Origin of the sequence: Microcystis sp. M44BS1, assembly GCF_020244875.1 — a bacterium.
GTDB classification, from domain to species: Bacteria; Cyanobacteriota; Cyanobacteriia; order Cyanobacteriales; family Microcystaceae; genus Microcystis; species Microcystis panniformis.
This window is the reverse complement of sequence record NZ_JADBVM010000178.1, coordinates 20,515-42,473: the sequence shown is the minus strand read 5'-3', so window position 1 is coordinate 42,473 and position 21,959 is coordinate 20,515. Positions and strand designations below refer to the sequence as shown.

The 21,959-nt window shown below is 42.1% G+C and carries 25 protein-coding genes and 3 pseudogenes; 13 read left to right on the top strand and 15 right to left on the bottom strand.

What is annotated here, in order from left to right; translation table 11 throughout:
- The 3 genes and pseudogenes from IM515_RS14495 to IM515_RS14485 form a co-directional block, all read left to right on the top strand.
- Nucleotides 1-327: pseudogene (locus IM515_RS14495) on the top strand (RNA-guided endonuclease InsQ/TnpB family protein); the annotation flags it as partial.
- A gap of 169 nt (nucleotides 328-496) precedes the next feature.
- Nucleotides 497-1,012 carry a type IV pilus modification PilV family protein gene (locus IM515_RS14490; RefSeq protein WP_287628841.1) on the top strand — a complete coding sequence of 172 codons (516 nt, stop codon included), beginning with the start codon at nucleotides 497-499 and terminating at the stop codon, nucleotides 1,010-1,012.
- Nucleotides 990-1,625 carry a pilus assembly FimT family protein gene (locus IM515_RS14485; RefSeq protein ID WP_287628840.1) on the top strand — a complete coding sequence of 212 codons (636 nt, stop codon included), beginning with the start codon at nucleotides 990-992 and terminating at the stop codon, nucleotides 1,623-1,625. Before IM515_RS14490 ends, IM515_RS14485 begins: the two co-directional genes overlap by 23 nt.
- 41 nt (nucleotides 1,626-1,666) lie before the next feature.
- On the opposite strand, the gene IM515_RS14480 is transcribed toward IM515_RS14485, so the two are convergent.
- On the bottom strand, nucleotides 1,667-2,068 hold the full coding sequence (locus IM515_RS14480; protein ID WP_002768149.1) for a sll0565 family protein: 402 nt from the start codon (nucleotides 2,066-2,068) through the stop codon (nucleotides 1,667-1,669).
- Between the two features lie 72 nt (nucleotides 2,069-2,140).
- On the opposite strand from IM515_RS14480, the gene IM515_RS14475 reads away from it, so the two are divergent.
- The gene (locus IM515_RS14475) at nucleotides 2,141-2,422 is read left to right on the top strand and encodes a DUF6439 family protein (protein WP_287628839.1); all 282 of its coding nucleotides are present in this window, start codon (nucleotides 2,141-2,143) and stop codon (nucleotides 2,420-2,422) included.
- On the opposite strand, the gene IM515_RS14470 is transcribed toward IM515_RS14475, so the two are convergent.
- The 9 genes from IM515_RS14470 to IM515_RS14430 all read right to left on the bottom strand — a co-directional run bounded on the left by IM515_RS14470 (nucleotide 2,419) and on the right by IM515_RS14430 (nucleotide 10,608).
- Nucleotides 2,419-2,820: an ATP-binding protein gene (locus IM515_RS14470; protein ID WP_002768151.1), complete on the bottom strand. Its 402-nt coding sequence runs from the start codon at nucleotides 2,818-2,820 to the stop codon at nucleotides 2,419-2,421. The genes IM515_RS14475 and IM515_RS14470 overlap by 4 nt on opposite strands.
- 341 nt (nucleotides 2,821-3,161) lie before the next feature.
- A complete protein-coding gene (gene rlmD / locus IM515_RS14465; protein WP_287628838.1) occupies nucleotides 3,162-4,529 on the bottom strand; it encodes a 23S rRNA (uracil(1939)-C(5))-methyltransferase RlmD in 1,368 nt (455 codons plus the stop codon).
- A 2-nt stretch (nucleotides 4,530-4,531) separates the two neighbouring features.
- A complete protein-coding gene (locus IM515_RS14460; RefSeq protein WP_271991459.1) occupies nucleotides 4,532-4,984 on the bottom strand; it encodes a DUF29 domain-containing protein in 453 nt (150 codons plus the stop codon).
- A gap of 56 nt (nucleotides 4,985-5,040) precedes the next feature.
- Nucleotides 5,041-6,735 (bottom strand): helicase HerA domain-containing protein, encoded by a 1,695-nt coding sequence (locus IM515_RS14455; RefSeq protein ID WP_271991461.1) that lies wholly within the window; start codon nucleotides 6,733-6,735, stop codon nucleotides 5,041-5,043.
- 304 nt (nucleotides 6,736-7,039) lie between these two features.
- Nucleotides 7,040-7,951, bottom strand: coding sequence for a 2-carboxy-1,4-naphthoquinone phytyltransferase (menA, locus tag IM515_RS14450; RefSeq protein WP_287628837.1), 912 nt, complete (start codon nucleotides 7,949-7,951; stop codon nucleotides 7,040-7,042).
- Nucleotides 7,952-8,137: 186 nt separating this feature from the next.
- Nucleotides 8,138-8,710, bottom strand: coding sequence for a Uma2 family endonuclease (locus tag IM515_RS14445; RefSeq protein ID WP_287628836.1), 573 nt, complete (start codon nucleotides 8,708-8,710; stop codon nucleotides 8,138-8,140).
- A gap of 166 nt (nucleotides 8,711-8,876) precedes the next feature.
- Nucleotides 8,877-9,890: a WD40 repeat domain-containing protein gene (locus IM515_RS14440; RefSeq protein WP_287628835.1), complete on the bottom strand. Its 1,014-nt coding sequence runs from the start codon at nucleotides 9,888-9,890 to the stop codon at nucleotides 8,877-8,879.
- Nucleotides 9,891-9,926: 36 nt separating this feature from the next.
- Nucleotides 9,927-10,169 (bottom strand): DUF5678 domain-containing protein, encoded by a 243-nt coding sequence (locus tag IM515_RS14435; RefSeq protein WP_287628834.1) that lies wholly within the window; start codon nucleotides 10,167-10,169, stop codon nucleotides 9,927-9,929.
- Between the two features lie 7 nt (nucleotides 10,170-10,176).
- Nucleotides 10,177-10,608 (bottom strand): DUF29 family protein, encoded by a 432-nt coding sequence (locus IM515_RS14430; protein ID WP_287628833.1) that lies wholly within the window; start codon nucleotides 10,606-10,608, stop codon nucleotides 10,177-10,179.
- A gap of 349 nt (nucleotides 10,609-10,957) precedes the next feature.
- Here IM515_RS14430 and IM515_RS14425 point away from each other — a divergent pair, with 349 nt between their 5' ends.
- The gene (locus tag IM515_RS14425; RefSeq protein ID WP_287628832.1) at nucleotides 10,958-11,179 is read left to right on the top strand and encodes a type II toxin-antitoxin system HicB family antitoxin; all 222 of its coding nucleotides are present in this window, start codon (nucleotides 10,958-10,960) and stop codon (nucleotides 11,177-11,179) included.
- 46 nt (nucleotides 11,180-11,225) lie between these two features.
- Here the strand turns inward: IM515_RS14425 and IM515_RS14420 are convergent, their stop codons facing one another.
- From IM515_RS14420 to IM515_RS14410, 3 genes are all read right to left on the bottom strand, one after another.
- The gene (locus tag IM515_RS14420; protein WP_287628831.1) at nucleotides 11,226-12,602 is read right to left on the bottom strand and encodes an MlaD family protein; all 1,377 of its coding nucleotides are present in this window, start codon (nucleotides 12,600-12,602) and stop codon (nucleotides 11,226-11,228) included.
- A 361-nt stretch (nucleotides 12,603-12,963) separates the two neighbouring features.
- Complete coding sequence (locus tag IM515_RS14415) at nucleotides 12,964-13,743, bottom strand: ABC transporter ATP-binding protein (protein ID WP_002776950.1); 780 nt, start codon at nucleotides 13,741-13,743, stop codon at nucleotides 12,964-12,966.
- 27 nt (nucleotides 13,744-13,770) lie between these two features.
- Entirely contained in the window at nucleotides 13,771-14,403 is a 633-nt protein-coding gene (locus tag IM515_RS14410) for a 2OG-Fe(II) oxygenase (protein WP_287628843.1), read from the bottom strand.
- Between the two features lie 155 nt (nucleotides 14,404-14,558).
- Here IM515_RS14410 and IM515_RS14405 point away from each other — a divergent pair, with 155 nt between their 5' ends.
- Nucleotides 14,559-14,840: a helix-turn-helix domain-containing protein gene (locus tag IM515_RS14405; protein WP_287632763.1), complete on the top strand. Its 282-nt coding sequence runs from the start codon at nucleotides 14,559-14,561 to the stop codon at nucleotides 14,838-14,840.
- Nucleotides 14,821-15,591 carry a hypothetical protein gene (locus tag IM515_RS14400; RefSeq protein ID WP_242030221.1) on the top strand — a complete coding sequence of 257 codons (771 nt, stop codon included), beginning with the start codon at nucleotides 14,821-14,823 and terminating at the stop codon, nucleotides 15,589-15,591. Before IM515_RS14405 ends, IM515_RS14400 begins: the two co-directional genes overlap by 20 nt.
- On the opposite strand, the gene IM515_RS14395 is transcribed toward IM515_RS14400, so the two are convergent.
- Nucleotides 15,583-16,923, bottom strand: a complete 1,341-nt coding sequence (locus IM515_RS14395) for a DNA cytosine methyltransferase (protein ID WP_287628829.1) — start codon at nucleotides 16,921-16,923, stop codon at nucleotides 15,583-15,585. The two genes, IM515_RS14400 and IM515_RS14395, sit on opposite strands and share 9 nt — an antisense overlap.
- Nucleotides 16,924-17,094: 171 nt before the next feature.
- On the opposite strand from IM515_RS14395, the gene pheT reads away from it, so the two are divergent.
- The 3 genes from pheT (at nucleotide 17,095) to IM515_RS14380 (ending at nucleotide 20,586) form a co-directional block, all read left to right on the top strand.
- Nucleotides 17,095-19,530, top strand: coding sequence for a phenylalanine--tRNA ligase subunit beta (pheT, locus tag IM515_RS14390; protein ID WP_287628827.1), 2,436 nt, complete (start codon nucleotides 17,095-17,097; stop codon nucleotides 19,528-19,530).
- A gap of 368 nt (nucleotides 19,531-19,898) precedes the next feature.
- Nucleotides 19,899-20,240 (top strand): type II toxin-antitoxin system RelE/ParE family toxin, encoded by a 342-nt coding sequence (locus tag IM515_RS14385; RefSeq protein WP_002763716.1) that lies wholly within the window; start codon nucleotides 19,899-19,901, stop codon nucleotides 20,238-20,240.
- Between the two features lie 4 nt (nucleotides 20,241-20,244).
- Nucleotides 20,245-20,586, top strand: a complete 342-nt coding sequence (locus IM515_RS14380; protein WP_002763718.1) for a helix-turn-helix domain-containing protein — start codon at nucleotides 20,245-20,247, stop codon at nucleotides 20,584-20,586.
- Nucleotides 20,587-20,597: 11 nt separating this feature from the next.
- Here IM515_RS14380 and IM515_RS14375 read toward each other — a convergent pair whose 3' ends face one another.
- Nucleotides 20,598-20,750, bottom strand: a complete 153-nt coding sequence (locus IM515_RS14375) for a PIN domain-containing protein (RefSeq protein ID WP_287628825.1) — start codon at nucleotides 20,748-20,750, stop codon at nucleotides 20,598-20,600.
- Between the two features lie 156 nt (nucleotides 20,751-20,906).
- On the opposite strand from IM515_RS14375, the pseudogene IM515_RS26155 reads away from it, so the two are divergent.
- The 3 genes and pseudogenes from IM515_RS26155 to IM515_RS14365 form a co-directional block, all read left to right on the top strand.
- Nucleotides 20,907-21,123: pseudogene (locus IM515_RS26155) on the top strand (hypothetical protein).
- Nucleotides 21,124-21,166: 43 nt separating this feature from the next.
- The gene (locus IM515_RS14370; RefSeq protein WP_287628823.1) at nucleotides 21,167-21,406 is read left to right on the top strand and encodes a hypothetical protein; all 240 of its coding nucleotides are present in this window, start codon (nucleotides 21,167-21,169) and stop codon (nucleotides 21,404-21,406) included.
- An 80-nt stretch (nucleotides 21,407-21,486) separates the two neighbouring features.
- Nucleotides 21,487-21,894: pseudogene (locus IM515_RS14365) on the top strand (PIN domain-containing protein); the annotation flags it as partial.
- Between the last annotated feature and the right edge of the window lie 65 nt (nucleotides 21,895-21,959).

Sequence of the window (21,959 nt, the reverse complement as noted above, 5' to 3'; positions counted from 1 at the left end):
TAAGCTGGGGAGAAATCACTCGGCAGTTGGCCTATAAATGCCGTTGGTACGGAAGAAATTACATCGAAATAGATAGATGGTTTCCTAGCTCTAAAAGGTGTAGTAATTGCGGGTATATTGCCCTTGAAAATGCCGTTAAATGTTCGAGAATGGGACTGTCCAGACTGTGGGACTCACCATGACCGAGATATTAACGCTAGTAAAAATATTTTGGCCGCAGGGCTTGCGGTGTCAGTCTGTCGAGCGACCTGATGACCAGAACAGAGTAAATCTGTTAAGGCAGGTGCGAAAAATCCTTCGGGAAAGAAGCAGAAACCTAAATCGTGAGGTTTGGGAATCACCGTCCGTTTACGGCGGTGAGGATGTCAACTGGGTACTCTGTAGTTGAGAGATAAAAAAAGTCAGTAGTGTTCAGGAAAAACTGGGGGGGTGAAAAGTGAAATCAAAAGAAAAGGGAATACCGTTAAAACTACCGTCGTCCGAGTCAGGTTTCTCGATGTTAGAAGTAATCATTGCCATTTTAGTTATTACTGCTTTCTTAACGGGAACCCTACAGTTAATGGCAGTGAATGCCTTATATAAAGTTCGGTCAGAAAGACAAGCTCAAGCTAACTTTTGGATACAAGAAGATTTTGAGGATGTCAAATATTTAGCTTCGACTTTAGATGTGACTTCCAGTCCCAGTTATGTCAGTCCAGATGTGTGTACAAATATCAATCAGGGTTATGGCACAGCTTTGAGAAGAAGACTAACGAATACTCCCCTGACCACCATCACTATACCGACGGCTCAAGAATTAGTACCGACAAGAACAATTGTCGGGAAAAACTATTCTCTCGCTCGAACTTTTAATATTGCTAAACAATCGGATAATCCCCATCGTCTCCGTATTGATTATCAAGTCAAGTTAGCAACGGGTCAAACTCCTAATGATTACCAAAACCAAGAAAATGATGTTATTGCCAGAAGTTCTGTCGAGGTGATTCCCGATGCGTCGTTTAAATGTCCATAAAAATCAGGGTTTTACCCTGTTAGAAATTTTGGTAGCTTTGGCAATTGCGGGAATTCTTGCCGCCTTAACTGGACCTAATTTATTAGCTTGGTTAAATAGCAATAAAGTCCAAGAAGCCACCGATGCTATACAATCAGCCCTACAGGATGCTCAAAAACAAGCCATCCGTCTAGGGAGAATTTGCACGATTAATTTTACTGACGAGACTGGCACTGGTCCCACGGTTTACCGGCAAATAACTGCCAGTGACCCAGGTTGTTTAGTGGCGACTAATACTAATGCGGGTTCCTTAAATCTGCCGCAGGAAGTATTTATGGTGGTGAATAATTTTCCCACCCTGGGCGGCAGTCCGGGGGTGCAGTTTTCCTTTCGGGGTCATGTGCCGCAGGAGCCAAAAAGTAAGCTCCCCCGGTTTGATCCGCCGAAAGATCAAGCGATAATCGTATTATATTCCGCCGCCAATGCCGACGAGCCCTATCCCAACCAAGAGAGAAAATGTATAGTTATCGCTTCTTTGTTAGGAATAGTTAAACAAGGCACTTATAACGGCGATCCTCTAGATACGCTCAATGCCAATAATTGTAAAATCCGTCTCGATGGAACCGAACCCTAATCAGCTTCTCAAGGCAACACACCCCACTCCTGTGCAGTTAATCACCCGCTGCAGGATCGCAGAATCCAACCCAGTAGGACTCCGATACCACCAAAGCGGACAATTTGCCAAAAAACTTCCCCCAGTAGTCCGCGACGGATTCCTTCCCAGAATAGGCGCTTTAATTCCCCTTCTTTAAGTAAATTGCTTTCTAAAATTACCTCTAATTCTTGAATCTGTTCGCGAATTTGTAACAATTCCTTTTCTAGTTCAGGTAGGGGATTTTCCCGCCATTGGGGTTCTATTTGGCTAAATTGTGCCTCTAGGTCTTTTTTTTGCTGTTCTGCTTCGTTGATCTGTCGATAACGGTCTTTTAATGTTGCGATCGCCGCTTCGACTTCTTCAATCGCTTGGGTAAATTCTGCCGATTCATCGTTAGGGTACGGGTTTTCTTCTAAGGACATGGACTCGATGGTATTTCCTGCGTCTAAACTATAGTTATAGACGATTTTACGGTTTTACGAAACCTTTTGACTATGATTCCATCCCCTGTCTCTTCCTCATCTCAGACTATTGATGATCTATCTACCCTGGAATTGGCGCGGCTCTTGGCGGAACGTTTGGCGATCGCACCGATTGACTGGCATCGTCTGAAGGCTAACCGTAATGCTCGGGCCGCTGAACAATTAGGAACGGCTTTGGTGTTTTTATTAGATAATCAGCCAGAAGAAGCACTTCCTCGGCTACAACAGGCTACAGGCTGGCTCGATCGCTCGATTTCTGCTCCTCCCTGTCCTTCTCATGGTCATGGCCATTAATTCAACCAGCGTTCCTGTTTAATTTGTTTACAAAGTTTCAGTTGGGTTCCTGTTTGATTCCAGTGAACTTGGTCGAAGATTTGATATAACATACACAGTCCTCGGCCATTTTCCGCTTCTTCGGGGGGAAAATCGGGACAATCGCAACTACAGCCATGATGGTGACAACGGGGGGTAAATCCACCACCTTCGTCGGTAATTACCCAAGAATACTCGTCTCTACTGCTAGAAAATTGAACAACCACGGTTTTGCTGGGATCGAGATGATTGCCGTGTTTAGCGGCATTAACTAAAGCTTCTTGCAATCCTAATCTAATTTCTGGTTCTAATTCTTCGGGAATACTAGCGGTCAATAAATCTAAAATCGGACAAAGATACAAGGTGGAAGCGAAACTCATGGTGTTCCAGCTTCGTTTGCTTGTTGGCAGTGAAATAGCAATCACGCGCTTTACCTCTAGCTTTTATTCAATGACTGTTCTCTTACAGAAAGATTAAGGTCTCTTAACCGTCGATCTAGATGATTGCCATACCTAATAAGTCATATTTTGTCCCTTTTATGTCTCTGAGATTGATTAGATATTTTTATGATTGATCTACACACCAATCGAGAATCAAGGCCACTTTGAGCGGGTAATTAATCAAAAAAGTAGTTAACTGGAACGGGGCTTAATATGCTATTATCCTTAACCGTTGACTTTTCAGCCATAAACGGCTAAAGGGTCGGGTTTTTCCCCTTATTTCATCCTACCATATTTGTGTTTTTTTGTCTAAGAAAAGCAGCGCATTCGACGTGGGGAGTTTGGGGAAAGAAATCGGCGGTTTGCACTTCTAGCAGTTGATAATCGCCTGTTTTACAGAGATATTGCAAGTCTCTGGCTAAAGTTGCACTTTGACAACTGATATAAACAATGCGTTGACTTTGCAGCTGTAACAGGCTATCGAGAACAGATCGATCGCAACCTTTGCGGGGCGGATCGAGTAAAATAATGTCGGGTTTAACTGTCAGTTGCGGTAAAGTTTTTTCTACGGCCCCCAAAATAAAGGTTGTGTTGGTAATATTATTTAATTGGGCGTTAATTTTGGCTCGATCGAGGGAAAAGCTATAGGATTCTAGTCCAATCACCTCTTTAACCCGTTTAGCGAGGGGTAAAGTAAAAGTACCGATACCACAGTAGGCATCAATAAGAATTTCTTCACCTTTAAGCTCTAATTTCTGGCAAATAAGCGAAAATAAGGCTTCAGCAGCCTCTGTATTAACCTGAAAAAAGGTATCGGCAGCCAATTGATAGGTTAATCCGGCGAACTTTTCGTTAATATAGTCCCTTCCGGCGATAGTTGTGGTCTGAGTGCCAAAAATAGCATTACCTCGATCGGGGTTATAATTGACGGTTACACCGACTAAATTGGCGTATTTTGCCAGCCATTGCTGCGCTTGGGTCTCAATTCCCTGTAAATTATTATCGGTACTAATCAGGGTTAATAAAATTTCTCCCGTGTGCCGGCCAATTCTTAGGGATAAATGGCGTAATTGTCCTTGATGGGTCTTTTCATCGTAAATTGACCAGCCTTGCTCCTGAATATCCTGTTTTATCTCTGCTAGAAACGGATTTAAAGCTTGATCTTGAATCGGACATTGATTGAGATTAATCAGATGATGGCTGCCGCGACGATAATAACCCGCTTGCACATTGCCGGTGGGGGAAAATCCGAGGGGATAGGTAGCTTTATTGCGATAAGCGAGGGGAGAATTACCGGTGAGGGGAGGATAAACCAAAGGATCGGTAAAACCACCAATTCTGGTTAATGCCTCTTGTACTTGCTCTTTTTTGACCTGCAGCTGAAATTGATCCTCGATGTGTTGCCATTGACAACCACCACATTTATCGGCGACGATGCAGCGGGGCCGGATACGATGGGGAGAAGCTTGTAGAATAGTTTGTAGTTTGCCGATCGCATGACTTTTTTTAATATAGGTGATGCGAGTTTGAATGCGATCGCCAATGACCGTATCTGGCACAAAAATCACTTGTCCTCGGTATTTTCCCACACCTTCGCCCGTATGGTTGAGGTCGGTAATCTCGATCTCGATTAAATCACCTTGTTGCATAGTTAGGGAAACCAGTTTTCAGCCAGGGTTTCTGCTGGGGTAATAATGACTTCTATGGGAATTTCTTGCTTGCTCAATTTCGAGACTATTTGCCTAGCTTTTCCATAACAAGAATCGAAAATTTCGAGGAGATAAGGTTTTAAGCTAGGACTGTCTTCCAGCAGATCGGCAATTTGAACTCGAAAATTAATAATTTCCGCTTCCCATTTATTAGCATTATACTCCCTTTCCGTCTGCCAATAAATTAACTTGAGCAGATGAGCTAATAATTGAATTAACAAACTTTTGAGAGCGTGTCGATTATTTTTTCCCATACTTGCTAATTCCTCGATCAGATTAGTCCAGTCAACCGAGTCAAAATCCTCCTGTCGTAATTGGTTAACGGTTGTCTCGATCCATAGCTGAAAATCTCGATCGTATAAGCTGATCTTCGAGATTGGTATTTGAGCGGTCATGGGAGGTAAACAGTAAAAACAATCCAACTCTATTCTACAATCAAAAGTTAATTTTTCTAAAATCCTAGATCAGCTTTGGCAATTTTGGCCGCCGCTAAAACTTCCTCATCGGGTAATTCTCGCCAGTCGGTCGCACCTATTTCAGTGTAGAATTTTTGATCGTAGGCGCGAGTACGAATTACTACCGGCATAGGGACCGCATGACCTAAAACTAAAGCTTGTTGTTTTGAGTCTAATTTCGCTAAAACCGATCGCAAACTTCCCCCTCCAGAAACCCCAGTAAATATGGCTTCGATGTCTTTTTCATCGTTTAATAAACAGGTGATTCTCGTCCCTACCTGAGACATAACTTCGTTATCAATTCCTGAAGGTCTTTGATCGACAATTAAGAGAGTAACAAAGTATTTTCGCATCTCCCTGGCGATGGTTCCAAAAATAGTTTGATGTACCACAGCAGAATCTAAAAATCGATGAGCTTCTTCAATGGTAATCACTAACTGTTGCGGTCGATCAACGGGGTTTTTAGTTTGTAAAAAATATTCAGCTTTTTTAACATAATTAGCATGAATCCGACGGGTGATCATATTGGTGGCTAACATATAGGAAAGCATATTACTTTGGGAGCCAAATTCAATAACAACGTGCTTACCTGCATCTAAAGCTTGTAAAACCTGATCGATATAATTGTGGGGACAAACACTTTTTAAATATTTCAAACTATCTAGACGCATTAATTTTCTCTGGAGGGACATAATTGATCCCGCATGACCTTGTTTTTCCGTACAGAAGATTTTAATATCCTCGTTACTCATATTTAATAACTGAGTAATCCAAGATTCTCCATACTCGTTATAGAGAATATTGGCATTATCTAAACTAGCTTCCGAGATGCCTAATTCCCGACCGATTAAACGAATATCCTCGATTTCAATCTGATTATAACTTAAGAATAATTCCTGCGCTCCTCGTACTCCCCGGCGTTTGGTAGAATCGGGATCGAGGGTGTAAATTTCCACCTGTCCGGGGAATAATTGACATAATCCTTTCACCGTAGAAACCTCCTTCCCCTCTTTCATCGCTTCCCAACCGTATTCCGAGTGCATATCAAACATGAGGTTAACCCCTGCTTGTTTGCGAATAATGCCCGAAATTAGTAATCTAGTTAAAAAGGATTTTCCCGTCCCGGATTTGCCAAAAACACCGTTACTACGTTCTACAAAGCGATCGAGATTAATACATATTGGCACGTCCATGTCAAGGGGTTGACCAATAGCAAAATTCTTTCTGGTGGGATCATCTTCCCAACCGAAAACCATGCGAAAATCCTGCTCACAAGCTTCATAAACTTGGCTAAAATGGGCGGGAATAGTTTTAACTGGCAGTAATTCTAAATCGGCGCTAGTTTGGGGTTGAAAAGAGCCTAAAGAAGTGTCGGAAACTGCCGGGGAATTACCTCCAGTCGGGGTAAACATGAGCATAGGAGATAGTTCAATAGTACCATAAGTACCGCTACCCGCTAAAACATCGCGCATAAAACTATCATCGGGATGGGGAGGATTCGCGATAATCCGGGGACTGGAGTTACCCAGGGAGACATCGGTGAGGAGACAGAAAAAACGCGAGCGAGTGCCTTGCACCACCAAAAACTTACCGACTCGCATATCTTCTACCGAAATATCCGGATAAAGACGGATTTCTAAACCTTCACTCAGGGAACCTTGAATAACCGATCCGAGGGGCTGTTCACTCATGCTAACCTTTATTTGTGGCGATCTATCCCCCTATTCTGTCACTTTTCCGTTAATAAGTGCAAACTCGATCGGGTTTGGAGATGGGGAAATGGGGATGTGGGGAAATGGGGAGAATAAATACAAGCTGAATGCTGAATATTGATGACCGATGGTAGCTAGAGGAAAAAAGTAATTCGGTTGATTTTTTTTCGGTCTATCCCACCTAAAAATGAGGGGTTCGCAGGCAGGCACGGATACCCATTATGAATATAAGTATATGTCAAGTAATGGGGTTTTGTCAAGGGGTTTAAGAAAAAAATCCGGTCTATGAACGGGAAGCAAGGAAATAGCCAAGGGAGAAGAGAATGCCAATAAAAAAGTGAAGATTAACCGCTATAAACTTGCAGTTACTGACTAGCTGAGGTTGGTCGTGATTTTGGTTAACGTGGTTGACTAATTGCCAAGCAAAAGGGAGACTAAGGAAGATTAAAAGGGTGAGAGGGGGATAAACCTGCAGCAGGACAAAAACTACCGTTAAAACGTAAACGAGAACCGTCACTACGGTTAAAACTCTAGAACCTTTTAAAGTACCTAAACGAGCAATAGGTGATTTTTTACCCGCTTTGAGATCATCGGCAACTTGATGGAAATGGGAACAAAAAAGGATGATAGAAGTGGTAATCCCGATAATAATTGAAGCCGCTAGACTAGAGAGAGAAAAAGCACCAGCTTGGGAATAGTAGGCAGCGGCAATCGCTAAGGGTCCAAAAGTAAAGAAACAGATAATTTCACCTAATCCTTGATAACCGAGACGGAAGGGAGGCCCTTGATAGGTATAGCCCAAAAAACAGCAGAGGGCGATTAATTCTAGGATAGTCCAATCGCCTCGCCAATAACTAATAGCAAGAATGCCGGCGATGCCTAATAAGAGAAAAAGATTACTTAGCCAGAAAATTAAAGATTTATTGCCGGTTAAATTAACGATCGAATGTGCCTTATTGACATCGATCCCGGTATCGGCATCAAAAACATCATTACTGAGATTTAACCAAGCGAGAATTAAAATAGCTGAGAGGATAAAAGTGGCAAAAATCGGCAGAGAAAATAGACCTGTTTCCTGATAAGCGATCGCTGTTCCCAAAATAATCGGTATAATTGCCACACTATACATTGGTGGTTTAATGGCTGCTAACCAGAGTTTTTGGGGCGAGGGAGTGGTGACAGTATCGGTGGTCATAGTTAGGGTTTGCTGACAAAGTTTTTCCTAGGAGTAGGGTGTGGGGTGTGGGGTTCTACCCATTTTTAGATGGTCAATTAGCCAATTTTCAGGGAAAAAGTGCCTGAATTTACCCTGACTACTGACGACCGACTCCTATTTTGATTTTGACCAGAGGTCTGATCATACCTCGGTTTTAAGGATATTTTACTCAAAAATGGAGATAAATAGACTAAAGCCGGGTAAGACATCCTCTCCGCTTAAATTAGCCGGTAGTTCCATAATTTCTACGGGTTGCTGAGGACGATAAATTTCCACTTGTTGTTGTTGAGGATTAACTAGCCAACCTAATCGCAAACCACTGTGAAGATATTCCCGCATTTTAGCTTGAATTTCCGGGAGGGAATCGCTACGGGAGCGCAGTTCAATGACGAAATCAGGACAAATAGGCGGAAATTTCTCCTGTTCTTCTCGACTCAGAGCTTGCCAACGAGTTAAACTCACCCAAGCGGCATCGGGAGCGCGATCTCCGCCCTTCGGTAAACGAAAAATCGTCGCTGAACTAAAGACTTTACCCAATCGGGTTTGACGATTCCAGATACCTAAGTCAATGATAAAATCGGCCTCTCGGTTGCCGCTAATTCCCCCAACAGGTGGCATCACAATTAATTCTCCTTGGGCGTTTCTTTCTAGTTGCCAATCTGGGTTAACTTGACAGAGACGGTAAAACTGCTCATCGCTGAGATTGACTGTATCTAAGTTTAAAATCACTGCTGCCATGGCTATATTTCGCCCTAGAAAACACTCTAAGTAGGGAGGCACAATTATTTGTAGGATGGGTTAGCGGTAGCGTAACCTGAGCGGGCGTTGGGTTTCATGCTTCAACCCAACCTACGTTCATCTTATATTTAATTCCACCCACTCACTTAGTCTTAATTATAGTCAATTAGATTCCTCGCCACAGTGCGATCGCACCGTCCCGATCTCCAGTGACTAACCAACGACCATCTCGACTGGCAACCATTCTTAAGATGACGTTTCCCTTGAGGGTGTTCAAGTGCCGACGGGTATTAACATCCCAAAATTTCACAGTTCCATCCCCAGAAGTGCTGGCCAAAACTTTGCCCCCATCCAGCAGGGCCATATCGGTAACAGCGTCGTTATGGGCGAGAATAGTAGTGGTGCCGATGCCGCTTTTCACTTGCCAACTGCGGATCGAACCGTCTTGACTAGCAGTACCGGCGGTATTACCATCCTTGGAAAAAAGCACCCGATAAACGGGGAATAAATTCCCCGCATAGGCACGAATAAAGCGACCGGTACTCACTTTCCACAGTTTAACGAAGCCATCGTAATCGGCGCTAACAATTCCTTTACCATCGGGACTAAATGCGATCGCTTGAATCGGATGATTATGACCGCGCAGGGTTTTTAACAGTGTACCCGTCTGAAAATCCCAGAGTTTGACTGTACGATCCCAGCTACCTGTGGCCAAAATTTTGCCATCGGGAGAAATAGCGGCATCAGTGACGAGAAAAGCATGGCCAGGATAGGTCATTTCTAATTTTCCCGTGCGCGTATTCCAGCGTTGCACTTTTCCCCCCGCATCGGCAGTTACGAAACTCTTACCATCGGGACTAAATTGGATAGCGTTAACAGTATCACCTAGTTGCCAAGTCCTGAGAGGTTTTTGGGTTTTTAGGTTCCATTCCCTAACAGTACCGTCAAAACTACCACTCAGCAGCAGGGAGTTATCGGGACTAATAGCCAAAGCATAGATGGGATCCTGATCAGCTTTTAAAATAGTAACCCGTTCGACGGTCTGCCAAGGAACGATTTCTGCTAGGGGAGGCGCCGGCGGACTGGTGGTTTCCCCTTTTTCCTGATTGACTGCACAACCACCGGATAGCAACAGCAGTAATAATAAAGATAATGTCGGTTGATAAAGGGTTATTTTCATAGAATTTTGCCGTTGTCAAAATCATCTTAAACTACTTTAAACTTGAATGGGTAAAATTTGCATAGAATAACGACAACGAGGAACAAAATAAATGACAAATTCTTGATTGGTTGTGTTGGCTTCTTCCAGAACATTCTGTAAATTTTCACCGTGAGCAATCCCCCCTTTTTCATTATAGGCAATGTATTGATTTTTATGCAAATCAAGCACGGTGTCACGATTTTTGTTTAACCAACGTAACATTTCTTGGGCTTGTTCTTGCGAGATTGAGTCTGTCATAATCTTTCTAAGGAGAGACGTTTTTGATGAGAAAAAAAGCATCGCTAATCAGTTTATTTTTGTTAATTATAGCTTCTATTTGTTCCGATTGATAACAACCAGCTTCGACTTCTAAAGAAGCGGCATCCAAAGCATTAAGATAAGCATCGTTTAAAGTGTCTGTTAATTCCTCATCACTTAAATAATATCCTGCTGCTTTTCGGCGTTTATTGTGGCGTTGAATTTCTCTAACGCTATTGCGAATGGAGACATCCCAAGAACGAGTGGTTCGGTTTTCTGCCTGTTGTTTAATTAAATGAAGTAATAAGATAACAGCATAACTACGAATAGTGCTAATAATCCCGTTTTTGCTTATATCTTCAAGTTCTTCTACAATCGCCAGTGAACCTTTAATATCACCTTTTAAGAGCAAAGCTTTTAATTCTAAAAGTTCTTCCATAATCCAATTTCTTCCCCAAATACCCCTTAATTATATCTGGCCACAAGTCTCTCTATCCCAAAGCTCATTTAAGTCCATCTTGAGGAAAAAATTAATCATTTTTTCATTTATTTTAAGCTTTTCTGTGCTATGGTATGGTTGTTTATCTAAAAATGGAGTTTTTAATATTGAATATATTGTAGGGGCGAATTGCATTCGCCCTCTTTGAATAAGTTCTGCTGCTCACCTATATGTGAGAGAAAGTCACCAATAAGAGATGCACCCGTCAGTCTATCTATTCAACAGACAAAAAACGGTGAAGCGAAAGCTTATCAAGTTAAACAATTTTTAAAAATACAGGAGGAAGAAAATGAATTCAACAACCGAGGATTTTAACGGTTTTAGCATTAATATCTTCCAAGATGAGGAGGGAGATTGGATAGCATACTTAGTAGAAATTCCTAGCATTTCCGCTTTTGCTGATAGTCCCCAAACAGCACTCAATCAATTAATTGTAGCTTGGGAAGGCGTTAAAGAAAGTTATCGTCAACATGGTGAAGAAATTCCTCATTTAGCTATGACAAAAAAATAGTACAAATGCTCGGACTTTTTTCCCCAACCCCTTACCCCAACTTCTGCTACTCAGATTCAGGTTTCTTAGGGTCTTTTTCTGGGGTATTAGGGGCAGTATTTGGGGCTATTGTCGCAATTTGGGCGGCCATTCTTGTCATTGCTTGACCTTGGGCGAATTCCTGCTGTAGTTGTTCGCTAGAAGAAACCAAACGACTTAAACCCTGGATTAAACGGATAATTTCCTGTCGCAGTTGCGGATTACCAGTAATTTCATCCACATCCGAGGTGATTTTCTGAAGATTGGCAAAAGCAGCGCGAGAGGAGTCGAGGAGTTGCTGTAGGGTGACAACAGTGGCAGGATCGGAGAGATAAGCAGTAAAGTTACCCAAATTTTCGCTTAATTTAACAGCATTTGCCGAAATAGTGTTTAAATTCTCGATAATTTGGCTTTTCTGCACTTGCGTCAGAATCGGATCCAAAGCAGCGAGAGTAGTTTGTAGGCGATCGCTGGTAGTTTTGATACTATCGAGAGTAGCAATTAAACGATTTTGATTAGCTGCCAAAAAAACCCGCAGTTCTTCCGTAGTTTGTCCCACCAAAAGCAGCGTTTTTCGGGCCTCTACTAGGGTAGCGTCTAAATTTTTCAGACCGCCACTTCCCTGTAAACTTCTCAGTAAAGTAGTTGCTTCCTGACTCAATCCCCCGACACCGGAAAGATCACTAGAAAGGCGATCGAGGGAACCGGATACTTGCGGTAAGGATTCTAGGGATCTCATCCCCGAATTAAGTTTACCCAGAGTACCGCTGCGACGAACCTCGCTTAAAGCGGTGGTTGCCTCACCACTAAAGCGATCGAGTCCCCCCAAAGCATTAGCAGCGCGTTGGGTAAAGGAACGAAATCCGGCCACCATATCAGGATCACTAACTAGATTAGAAATTCTCAGTAAAGATCTGATCAAGGTATTGACATTTAGCGCCGATTGCCCTTGTAAACGGGAACCGTTACAGATAATCACTTCCCCATTGCAGTTAGGACTCAAAGGGGGTTCTTTGACACCACCGACGGGTAAAGCTTGTAGGGGAGTAATATCGATCGTGGTTTCACCGACTAAACCGGATTGAATGGCTTCGATGAGGGAATTACTGGGAATTAGGCGATCTGCTGGCGAAATCTCCACTTCTACGGCGACTCCCTCCGGTTCTGGGGTAATTGCCGTCACTTGTCCGATTCTCACTCCCCGATAACCGACGCGGGTTCCCACCATCATGCCACCCACATTAGGAAAAAGAAAGGTGGCTCGATAACTGCGTCCCCCGAAGCTAAAATTACTTAACCAGGCGACAAACCAGATTAATATTCCCCCCGATGCTAGTAACATTAAACCGATACCACTTTGCCGCAGAGTTGGGGAAATCCCCTGTTGTGAACCGCCAGCTTCCATAAATAATTACTCCTCATCACTACACAGTATCTTACAGGAGAAATCGGGGGATTTCAGTGATCAGCTTCTGAAGGCAAGAGTCAAGGAGTCAGTATTCAGTATTCAGGAGTCAGTATTCAGGAGTCAGGTTTTAGGGTTTTAGGGTTTTAGGGTTTTAGGGTTTTAGGGTTTTAGGGTTTTAGGGTTTTAGTTCAATTTCCCCACTTCCCCCCGCAACGCGCACGAAGTGGTCACCCCACTTCCCCATCACCCCATCACCCCATCACCCCACTTCCCCCCGCAACGCGCACGAAGTGGTCACCCCACTTCCCCATCACCCCATCACCCCACACCCCACATCCCACTTCCCTCAATTGACTGATCACTGAATTGGTCCGTCGATACTGCCGGTAAAAAATTGCTTGAGTACGGGGATTTCGGAGTGATAAGCCTCTTGAGTCGGTCCAACCCATTGAAATTGACCTTTATAGAGAAAAACGATGCGATCGGTGGTATTTTCGATGGTGCTGTGGACGTGGGTGACAATGAGATGGGCCCCACAGGCTTTTTTTACCTTGAGAAGTTCCATAATTACCGTCTGGATGCGGGTAGAAGCAACCGGATCCAGTCCAGCAGTGGGTTCATCGTAAAGGAGAATGTTCGGTCGATCGGCTGCGATCGAGGGATCGCTGATAATTGCCCGGGCTAAACTGACGCGTTTTCGCATCCCTCCGGATATTTCAGAGGGATAGAGGTCGTAGGAACCGGACATTCCCACTAAATCCAGTTTTTCTTCCACTAAATCGCGGATTTCGGCTCGTTTTAGCTTTGAGTGGCGATAGAGAGCAAAACCGACATTTTCCCCGACGGTGAGGGAGTCAAAAAGGGCCGATTGTTGGAAAACTAGACCAACACCGAGGGGATCTTCCCCCTGTTCTACGGTTCTCTGCCGTTTTGTGCCGTAGATGTACACTTCTCCCCGATCGGGGGCCAGTAATCCGGCGACTAAGCGCAAAATGGTCGATTTTCCCGTCCCCGATGGACCGATCACGCCGATCGCTTCCCCTTCGTACACTTTCAGATCGACGTTATTTAAGATTACTTTCTTGCCGAAAGCTTTAGTTACTCCCCTTAATTCGACGATCGGTTCGCGCATCACCATCTAGAATATCTTTACAAAAATGTCCTTTTATTGTAGGGCAACGACCCGATCTTTCTTTTTTTTCTTTTCTGGTTTTATGGTTCGCGATTCTATCTGCATTTCGGGAATCTCTCGCAATTCTTCGGCATCTAAACGATATTGTTCGCAGACAAGACTGAGACGAATACCAGAACAGCTAACGGGATTAACTGAATGGGTGAGATCTCCTTGAAAGAGGATCAGGGTGTTAGCACAAGGACGAATCTGGGCCACGGAACGATGACGGTTTGCTAGTACCAGTTCCCCCCCTTGAATATCCCTAGGAACCTGCACATAAAGGACGCTAACTAGGAGCGGGGGATCGATAGTTTTACAATAGGAGCGCAGGGAGCGATCGATATGGGGATCGACGCGTGAACCGGTTTGTAGGAGTAAGGGGTTAAGATAAAAAGCGTTGCAGTCAGCTTGTAAACTGCGATCGAGATAGGGTTTAAAATAGGGAAAAATTCGTTCAACTTCGCTGATTTGTGTGCGTCGAAAAGCGATGGAAAAGCCTTTGGTTTTAACGAAATCTCGATTTAAATTGTTAACTGTGAAGTGGGGACAAGCGAGGATCTGTCCTTGTAGTTCGCTCAGATAACTGGGAGTGAAAGCGTCGGGATATTGGGAATAGTAAGGCACGGATAGAATCGCAACGGGATGGCAATTTTTAGGATACATTTTTAGTCAAACACAAAATCAGAGTTTTTGCCGCTCCCGAATACAGGTTTATTCAGAATCAGCTTTTGTGACTTATAGTCCGTAGATTAATAGTCATCATAGAAGGAAAATGGACTGTGGAGAATTTCAATATCTTCTTTGGTAGTTTATATATGGCAGGAAAGCTAGTCACTGCTGTTGCTGTGACTGTAAGAAAATTGCGGAAGAAACGTAATCTGAGTCAAGAAGCTTTAGGGTATAGGGCTAATCTTGACAGAACCTACATATCTGGAGTTGAAAGGGGAGTAAGAAACATTACTTTGGACTCCTTAGAACAAATTATTTCAGCTCTGGATATGGATATTGTTACTTTTGTCAATAATGTTGCGGAAGAAATTAATGAGTTATATCATAAATAAACATTCTGATACCAGCTTTTTCTCAAAACAAGGTCAGAAAATAACTATCGATAAAGTCATATTTGAGCATTCATTAGTTGAATGTCATTCTGTTGTTAAAAAAATCGTCCAAGATATACCAGTAGATATATTTAGAATTCTAGGTATGAGGAATCTTTCCGCATTTATTGGTGAGCTATTTGCCATAGAATTTGCCAATAAATCCCAGGGATTATTTATCAACAATCCGCATCAAGACGGCTATCCAGATTTGCTGTTAATGGATAAAAATGGCAAAGTTTTTTTTGAACAACTTTCCCAAGAAAGACGAATGCGAGATAAGTCTCCATTTAGTCCATTTGCTAATGGGGGAGTAGAGGTTAAAGCCACTTGTGGCAGTGTTCCTACACCAAGAGAATTAAAGAAGACTGGAAAGGAAAAACCCGATATGGGAGACACAAGAATCGAGGTAATGAAAAGCTATGATTGGAAGGCTCACCATAGAGAAACTAACAATCTTATTGGCATTCTCTGGGATTTTGAGAATACTATACCTCAAATAGTTGCTGTATTTTTTGGCAACAACTTAACTGACAATGATTGGGGTAAAATTGTTCAGCCAAAAGAAGGCGGTGGAAGAACAACTAGCGTCTCAATTATGTCACGACAAGGCGTTAAGAAAATGTATAAAAACTGGATTATGATCAAGAATGACGATAGATATATTAATTTTGTCAACAAATATAACAAAGACAATTTAATTTCAAAATAGACAGAGCTGCTGATATTTTTCCTTGATTTGCTCCTCAAGAGAACAATCATCATTGAGGATGGATACTAAATGATCAAATATTTTTTGTAATCCAGCAGGTGGGATACTTTCGCCAATTAACTCTCTAATTAGTTTATCACTAACTCTTTTGTCATCTGCCCGTTTCCATGAAAATGGGTATTCGGTAATTGTATGAAGAATCATTGCTTCATACAGAGATAATACTCTATTTTGAATAGGATGTAGTTTATTGTCACTACAAGCATAGGAGAGATTTCGTGTAATTGTACTGGCTGGTGCGTCCCAACTCATTCTTTTATAGGCACTGGTATAACCTTTCATCAACCTGTATTTTCCATCTTCTTTAACCCATGGACGAGGAAGAATGTGTCCACATTTAAGGCAGTAAAGGGGGGTTTCTGTACTAGCTCTATTAATTCCTTCATTATTTTTGCGTGCGCTGTGTGTTGGATTACCATTATATCTACAAACAGGGTTAATACATTGATTATCAAATGAACTTTTTTCTTCTGGTGTATTACTGATCCAAAAATATTTTTCTTCATCTAATAGGGGTACATAGTGATATGGTATATCATCTGATTTAGCAGTTTCTGTTCGTTGAGAGTCAAGTGGTGGTAAATGATCTATTGCGTCTCGAACAGTTTTCCATCTAGGAAGTTCTAATCCTTCTTTACTATGAGTTGGTTTAGGAAAAAGAGAATTGTTCTTTTTTAAATAATTCTTCAGTTTCTCATTTTTAGTAAATATTGAAATAAGTCGTTGACGATTCTGCGGGACTCCATAATCAGCAAAATCTATAATGCTAATCGAACTCAAAAATTTATCACCAATACGCTGTTTTATATAACATAAAATATTTACTAAATAATCGTCTTTCTCGGTCAAGGGTATATAAGTATTTTGCATTTCTGGCACATTTTCCATGACCAGTGTTTCTGCTCCACTAGCCAGAAAAACTTCTAGGGTGGGAATGATTAATAAATTTCTCTGGTCGATTTCATTTTTTGAGCCTTTACGAATAGAATTAAGCAGCTTACCTCTGCCATTTCTGGACATACCTTGGCAGGGAGGAGTCGCAAAAACAATGTCTAAATTTTGTCCAGAGAGTCGCTGCTTTGTTTCTGCAACTATCTCATTTTTTTTATCCCATATATCCCCAATAATCATTAATGATTCTGGGTGGTTAAATTTAAATACTTCTGCACGATCTTTCAATAATTCATTCGCCACTACAACTTCAAATCCCCCAGATCGAAGAGCCATATCTCCAATTCCACCACAGGCAAATAGACTGATTGCTTTCCTCATCGATTTTCTTACTCCATGTAACTTATTAGTCTATAATAACAATTGGCTGAAGGCAACTTTAAAAAATGAGTATCCCCAGCAAACCTGAAAGCGATCTTTCCTGCCAACCCAGTCGTGGTGACAACCCACCGTTTACAATAGTTAAGAACCAACGGCAAGCAAGAATTAACGATGCGGATTTCGATCAACTGGTTACGAGAATTAGTCAAAATTGCCCAATCTCCCCAAGAATTAGCCGAATTATTGACAATTGCGGGAATAGAAGTGGAAGAGATCGAGGATCGCCGAGAATGGGCAAAGGGTGTGGTTATTGGTAAAATTATTGATCGCCAACCCCATCCTAATGCAGATAAATTAAGTGTCTGTCAGGTGGATATCGGTCAGGAAAATCTTAGTACAATTGTCTGTGGTGCGCCCAATGCTAGGGCTGATATTCTAGTTCCTGTGGCTACTTTGGGAACTTATTTACCCAAAATCAATTTAACGATTAAACCGGCTAAATTGCGGGGGGTAAAATCGGAAGGGATGATCTGTTCCCTCGCAGAATTAGGATTAACTAAGGATTCTGAAGGAATCCACATTTTTAGTCAGGAAAATCTCCCTTTAGGTACAGATGTTCGTCCCCTTTTAGGACTTGATGAGGTGATTTTAGATATTTCTCCCACCGCTAACCGTGCCGATGCTTTGAGTATGATCGGAGTTGCGCGAGAAGTGGCGGCTTTGACAGGAGGAGAATTAAGCCTACCAAAAGTGAAATTAGGGGAATTTTCCCCTAAAAAAGATTTATCTCTGGAAATATCAGAAAATAAAGCCTGTCCCGCTTATATTGGTACGGTGATCGAGGGGGTAAAAATTGGCCCATCTCCGCTATGGTTGCAACAGCGTTTACAGGCTGCTGGATTGCGATCGATCAATAATGTGGTCGATATTACTAATTATGTCCTCTTGGAGTGGGGACAACCCTTACACGCTTTCGATCGCGATCGTTTACAAAGTTTTGCCGGAGGTAAATCCGTTACTATTGGGGTCCGTTTTGCCGAGGAAGGGGAAAAAATCATTACCCTTGATGGTCAGGAAAGAAGCTTAAAAGAGCTTAATTTGTTAATTACTGCCAATAATAAGCCTGTAGCTTTAGCGGGGGTGATGGGAGGTCAAGATACGGAAGTTAACGAGGAAACCGTTAATCTTGTGCTAGAGTCGGCTTTATTCGATCCGATCGCTATCCGTCGTTCCTCAAAAGCGCAGGGTTTACGCAGCGAATCTTCCGGACGCTATGAACGCGGTGTTAATCCCGCCGCTTTGGAATATGCTTGTCAAAGGGCGATCGATTTGATTCTAGAGTTAGCTGGGGGAACTGTCAGCAGTCAGGTTAAAGCTGATTATCGTGCCGATCAGTCCAGTGGTTCGATCGAATTGCGTTTAGAACGTTTGCAGCAAATACTGGGTCAAGTTACCCTAGATGATGGTGCGATCGGTGAAATTCTCGCCGAAGATGTGGAGCGGATTTTAGGCAATTTAGGCTGTGAATTGCAGTTAACCTCAAAAAATCCTGTTCTGTGGACTGTAACAGTGCCAGACTACCGTTATCGGGATTTAGAACGAGAAATTGACTTAATTGAAGAAGTGGCGCGACTGTACGGATACGATCGCTTTGTCGATACTTTGCCGGCAAAAACCGCAGCCGGAGGATTATCCTTTGAGGAAACTATACAGCGTCGGCTGCGGGAAGCTTTTCGCGCAGTGGGTTTGACGGAATTAGTCCAGTATTCCCTAGTTAAACCGGAATTAGCGGAAGTTGTCCTCGCTAATCCCCTTTTTGTCGAGTATTCTGCTTTGCGGACTAATCTCCTAGACGGTTTAATCGAAGCGTTTGAGTATAATCAGTCTCAGGGTAACGGTTCCTTAAATGGCTTCGAGATCGGGCGAGTTTTCCGCTTAGAATCGGATAATATCAACGAATACGATGCAATTGCTGGTATTTTCGGCGGTGATTTCTTCCCTGCCGGACGTTGGCTGCGATCGGGTAAAGAGGTGGCCATGACTTGGTATGAAGCAAAAGGCATTTTAGAAGCAGTATTTGATCGCCTTTCGCTGACAGTAAGCTACGAAAAATATGGCGAAGATGCGCGTTTTCATCCCGGACGAACAGCCTCTTTATGGATTGGCAAACAACGCCTAGGTATATTCGGTCAACTACACCCGCAATTGCGTCAGCAAAAGGGATTAATTGAGGCAGTTTATGCCTTTGAAATCCAGTTCCCGCTCCTGTTAGCAACTCTTAGGGATAGTGCCAAAATTACCCCGCGTTTACAGGTCTATTCTACCTATCCGGGGGCGGCACGAGATATCGCCTTCTTTGTTTCCACAGATATACCCGTAGATAGATTGACAAAAACTATCAAAAATGCTGGAGGTAATCTCTTAGAAAAAGTTGAATTATTTGATCGCTATCAGGGGCAGAATGTGCCAGAAAATCATTGTAGTTTGGCCTTTAGTTTAGTCTATCGTGCCAGCGATCGAACTTTAACCGATGAAGAGGTGGAACCCTTAATGACAAAAGTGCGAGAAGCTTTAGTTAAACAGTTCCAAGTTTCTTTAAGAAGTTAAATTCAGCGCTCAGTTAACAGTTATCAGACATCGGCCTTATAATTAGGTAGACGTTAAAAATTATCAGATGCCCCCCTTATTAAGGGAGATCCCCCCGCCTACCGGCACCCCCCTTATCAAGGGGGGCAGGGGGGATCGAACCTAAAATCCATTGTTAATTTAATTATAACCAGCCATTTATTATCTCAAGAATAATCTCACACATCGCTATCAATATCGCTGATTGCCTCTAATCATTACCAATCAGTTTGAGAGTTGCTCAAAGTAGGTTCGCTGTTCATATTGTATCGCTCCGCCACCTTTGAATTGTTAGATAGTAGTGAGGCGATTGCCATATTTTAGTACATCAGATATGATATAAATACATCATGGCTGATCAAAGCAAACCTTTAGCTTGGCTGCATGGTGAGATCAAGACCCCACCTTTCAGTTTAGAAGCACGGATCGAAGCGGGTGTCTTACTCAGGCAACTACAGGAAGGCGAACCTCTTGGTTTGCCACATTCGCGTCCTATGCCAAGTGTAGGCTATCATTGTCATGAGCTACGCATTAGAGACATCGATAAAAATTGGAGGATTATTTATCGAATTGATGAAGATGCAATCTTGATTATTGAGGTGTTTAATAAGACAACAAGAGCAACACCCAAAAGTGTAATTGAGGTTTGTAAGAAACGCTTGAGTAAATACGATACTGATCAGCAGGAATAAGAGGATGGAAGAGACTAAAAAAGGGCTTTTGGAATCAAAAGGCTGGAAAATCGGAACCGTTTCCGACTTTTTAGAGTTAACGCCCGAAGAGATTATCCTTGTTGAAATCAAACTAGCTCTTAGCAAAAGTTTGAAAAGTCAGCGGCAGAAGATAATGACTCAAAGTGAACTGGCCAATAAAATCGGCTCTAGTCAACCTCGGATTGCCAAAGCTGAAAATGGCGATCCGTCAGTTTCACTGGAATTGCTTATCCCCTCGCTGTTGGCAACAGGTGCCACTCCTCAAGACATCGGACAAATCATTGCCAGTGTCAAAGGCGTTGCTGAATCAAGACCTGAATGCTAATTTTGTGCATCCTATCCACTAATGTTAGTTATTGTCGTTGATGCGATAAATCCCTGAATTTCCCCAGCATCAATACGCTCAAATAATCTTGCTGCGTTTTCCACAAATAGCTCTCGTTCTTGTAGAAAATCAAGAATGACATTGTTATCAATCAGAACTCCCATTACTGATGCTTCTCGATCAGATAGGTTACATAATCGGTTGGGGCGTTAGTTTCCCCTGTAGCTGCCGAAATCTCAGAAACACCTCGCAAGCGCAACAGATTTCCCCGCTTTTGCAATTGAATTTATTAGACTATAGCTGGTTCTTCGGTTTGTGTTATGCAATGGACGGGGATTATAAGGGATGGAACCCTTATTTATATAGAAAGGCATTTAGCGATTTTTGTCGATTGTTTTTGATCTAGAGCGAACTAATCAATTAAGTCTCTTGCCAGATAAGGATTTAGTCAATTTATGCCCCCTGATCGAATCATACCAAGTAACGAAGAACCAAACATTTAGGTCAGGGGAGTTGGTTGGGTTGGTTTTATGTTAAAATCGGGTCAGGCGTGTCTTAATTGATGAAACTTAGCAAGACAATGAATACTTCGATTACTTTTCAAGAAATTGCCGCCGAAATACAATTATTTGATAATATTGAACAAAAAAAACAATTTATTTTTGTGGTGGGTGCTTTAGTTTCTCGCATCATCAGTCTTCATAAAGCCGCAGAAATCATGGAAATGGATACAGAAATGTTCTTGAAAATTTTAGAATTAATCGGAATCGATTTTTCTTATCTTATTAGGGAAGACATAGATAGAGAAAAAAATTGTTAATCTCTATGAAAATTGTTTTCAATTCTTCCCCTTTAATCTTTTTGTTTTAGTTAGGATTTTTAGAAAAATTCCTAGACTCTAATGATAATTTTTATTTGCCTGCAACCGTACAACAAGAAATTAATGCCAAACAAGATCAATCTTCAGAGACTCTTAATAAGCTGATCAATCAACAGAAATTAATTATCATAAATATTAAATTAATCTCTCTAGCAAATAGTTTAAATGAACGTTTAGGGAAAGGTGAATCTGATGCCATTACTTTAGGAATAGAATTACAAACTGATTATATCATCCTTGATGACTTTGCAGCAAGAAAAGAAGCACTACGCTTAGGCTTAAATGTTAAAGGAACTTTAGCGATTATTCGTAAACTTCTCAAGGAAGGAAAGATAGAAATTGAAAATTTGGAGAGTTTTTATCAAAGACTTAGAGAAATTAACTTTAGAGTCAAGCGTGAGATATTTGAGAGCATTTTTGGAGACTGAGTGTGATACTGAAGGCACTGCGTAGCAGCACGCTTATTTTTCGGGTGCATTAACAGAGTATAATG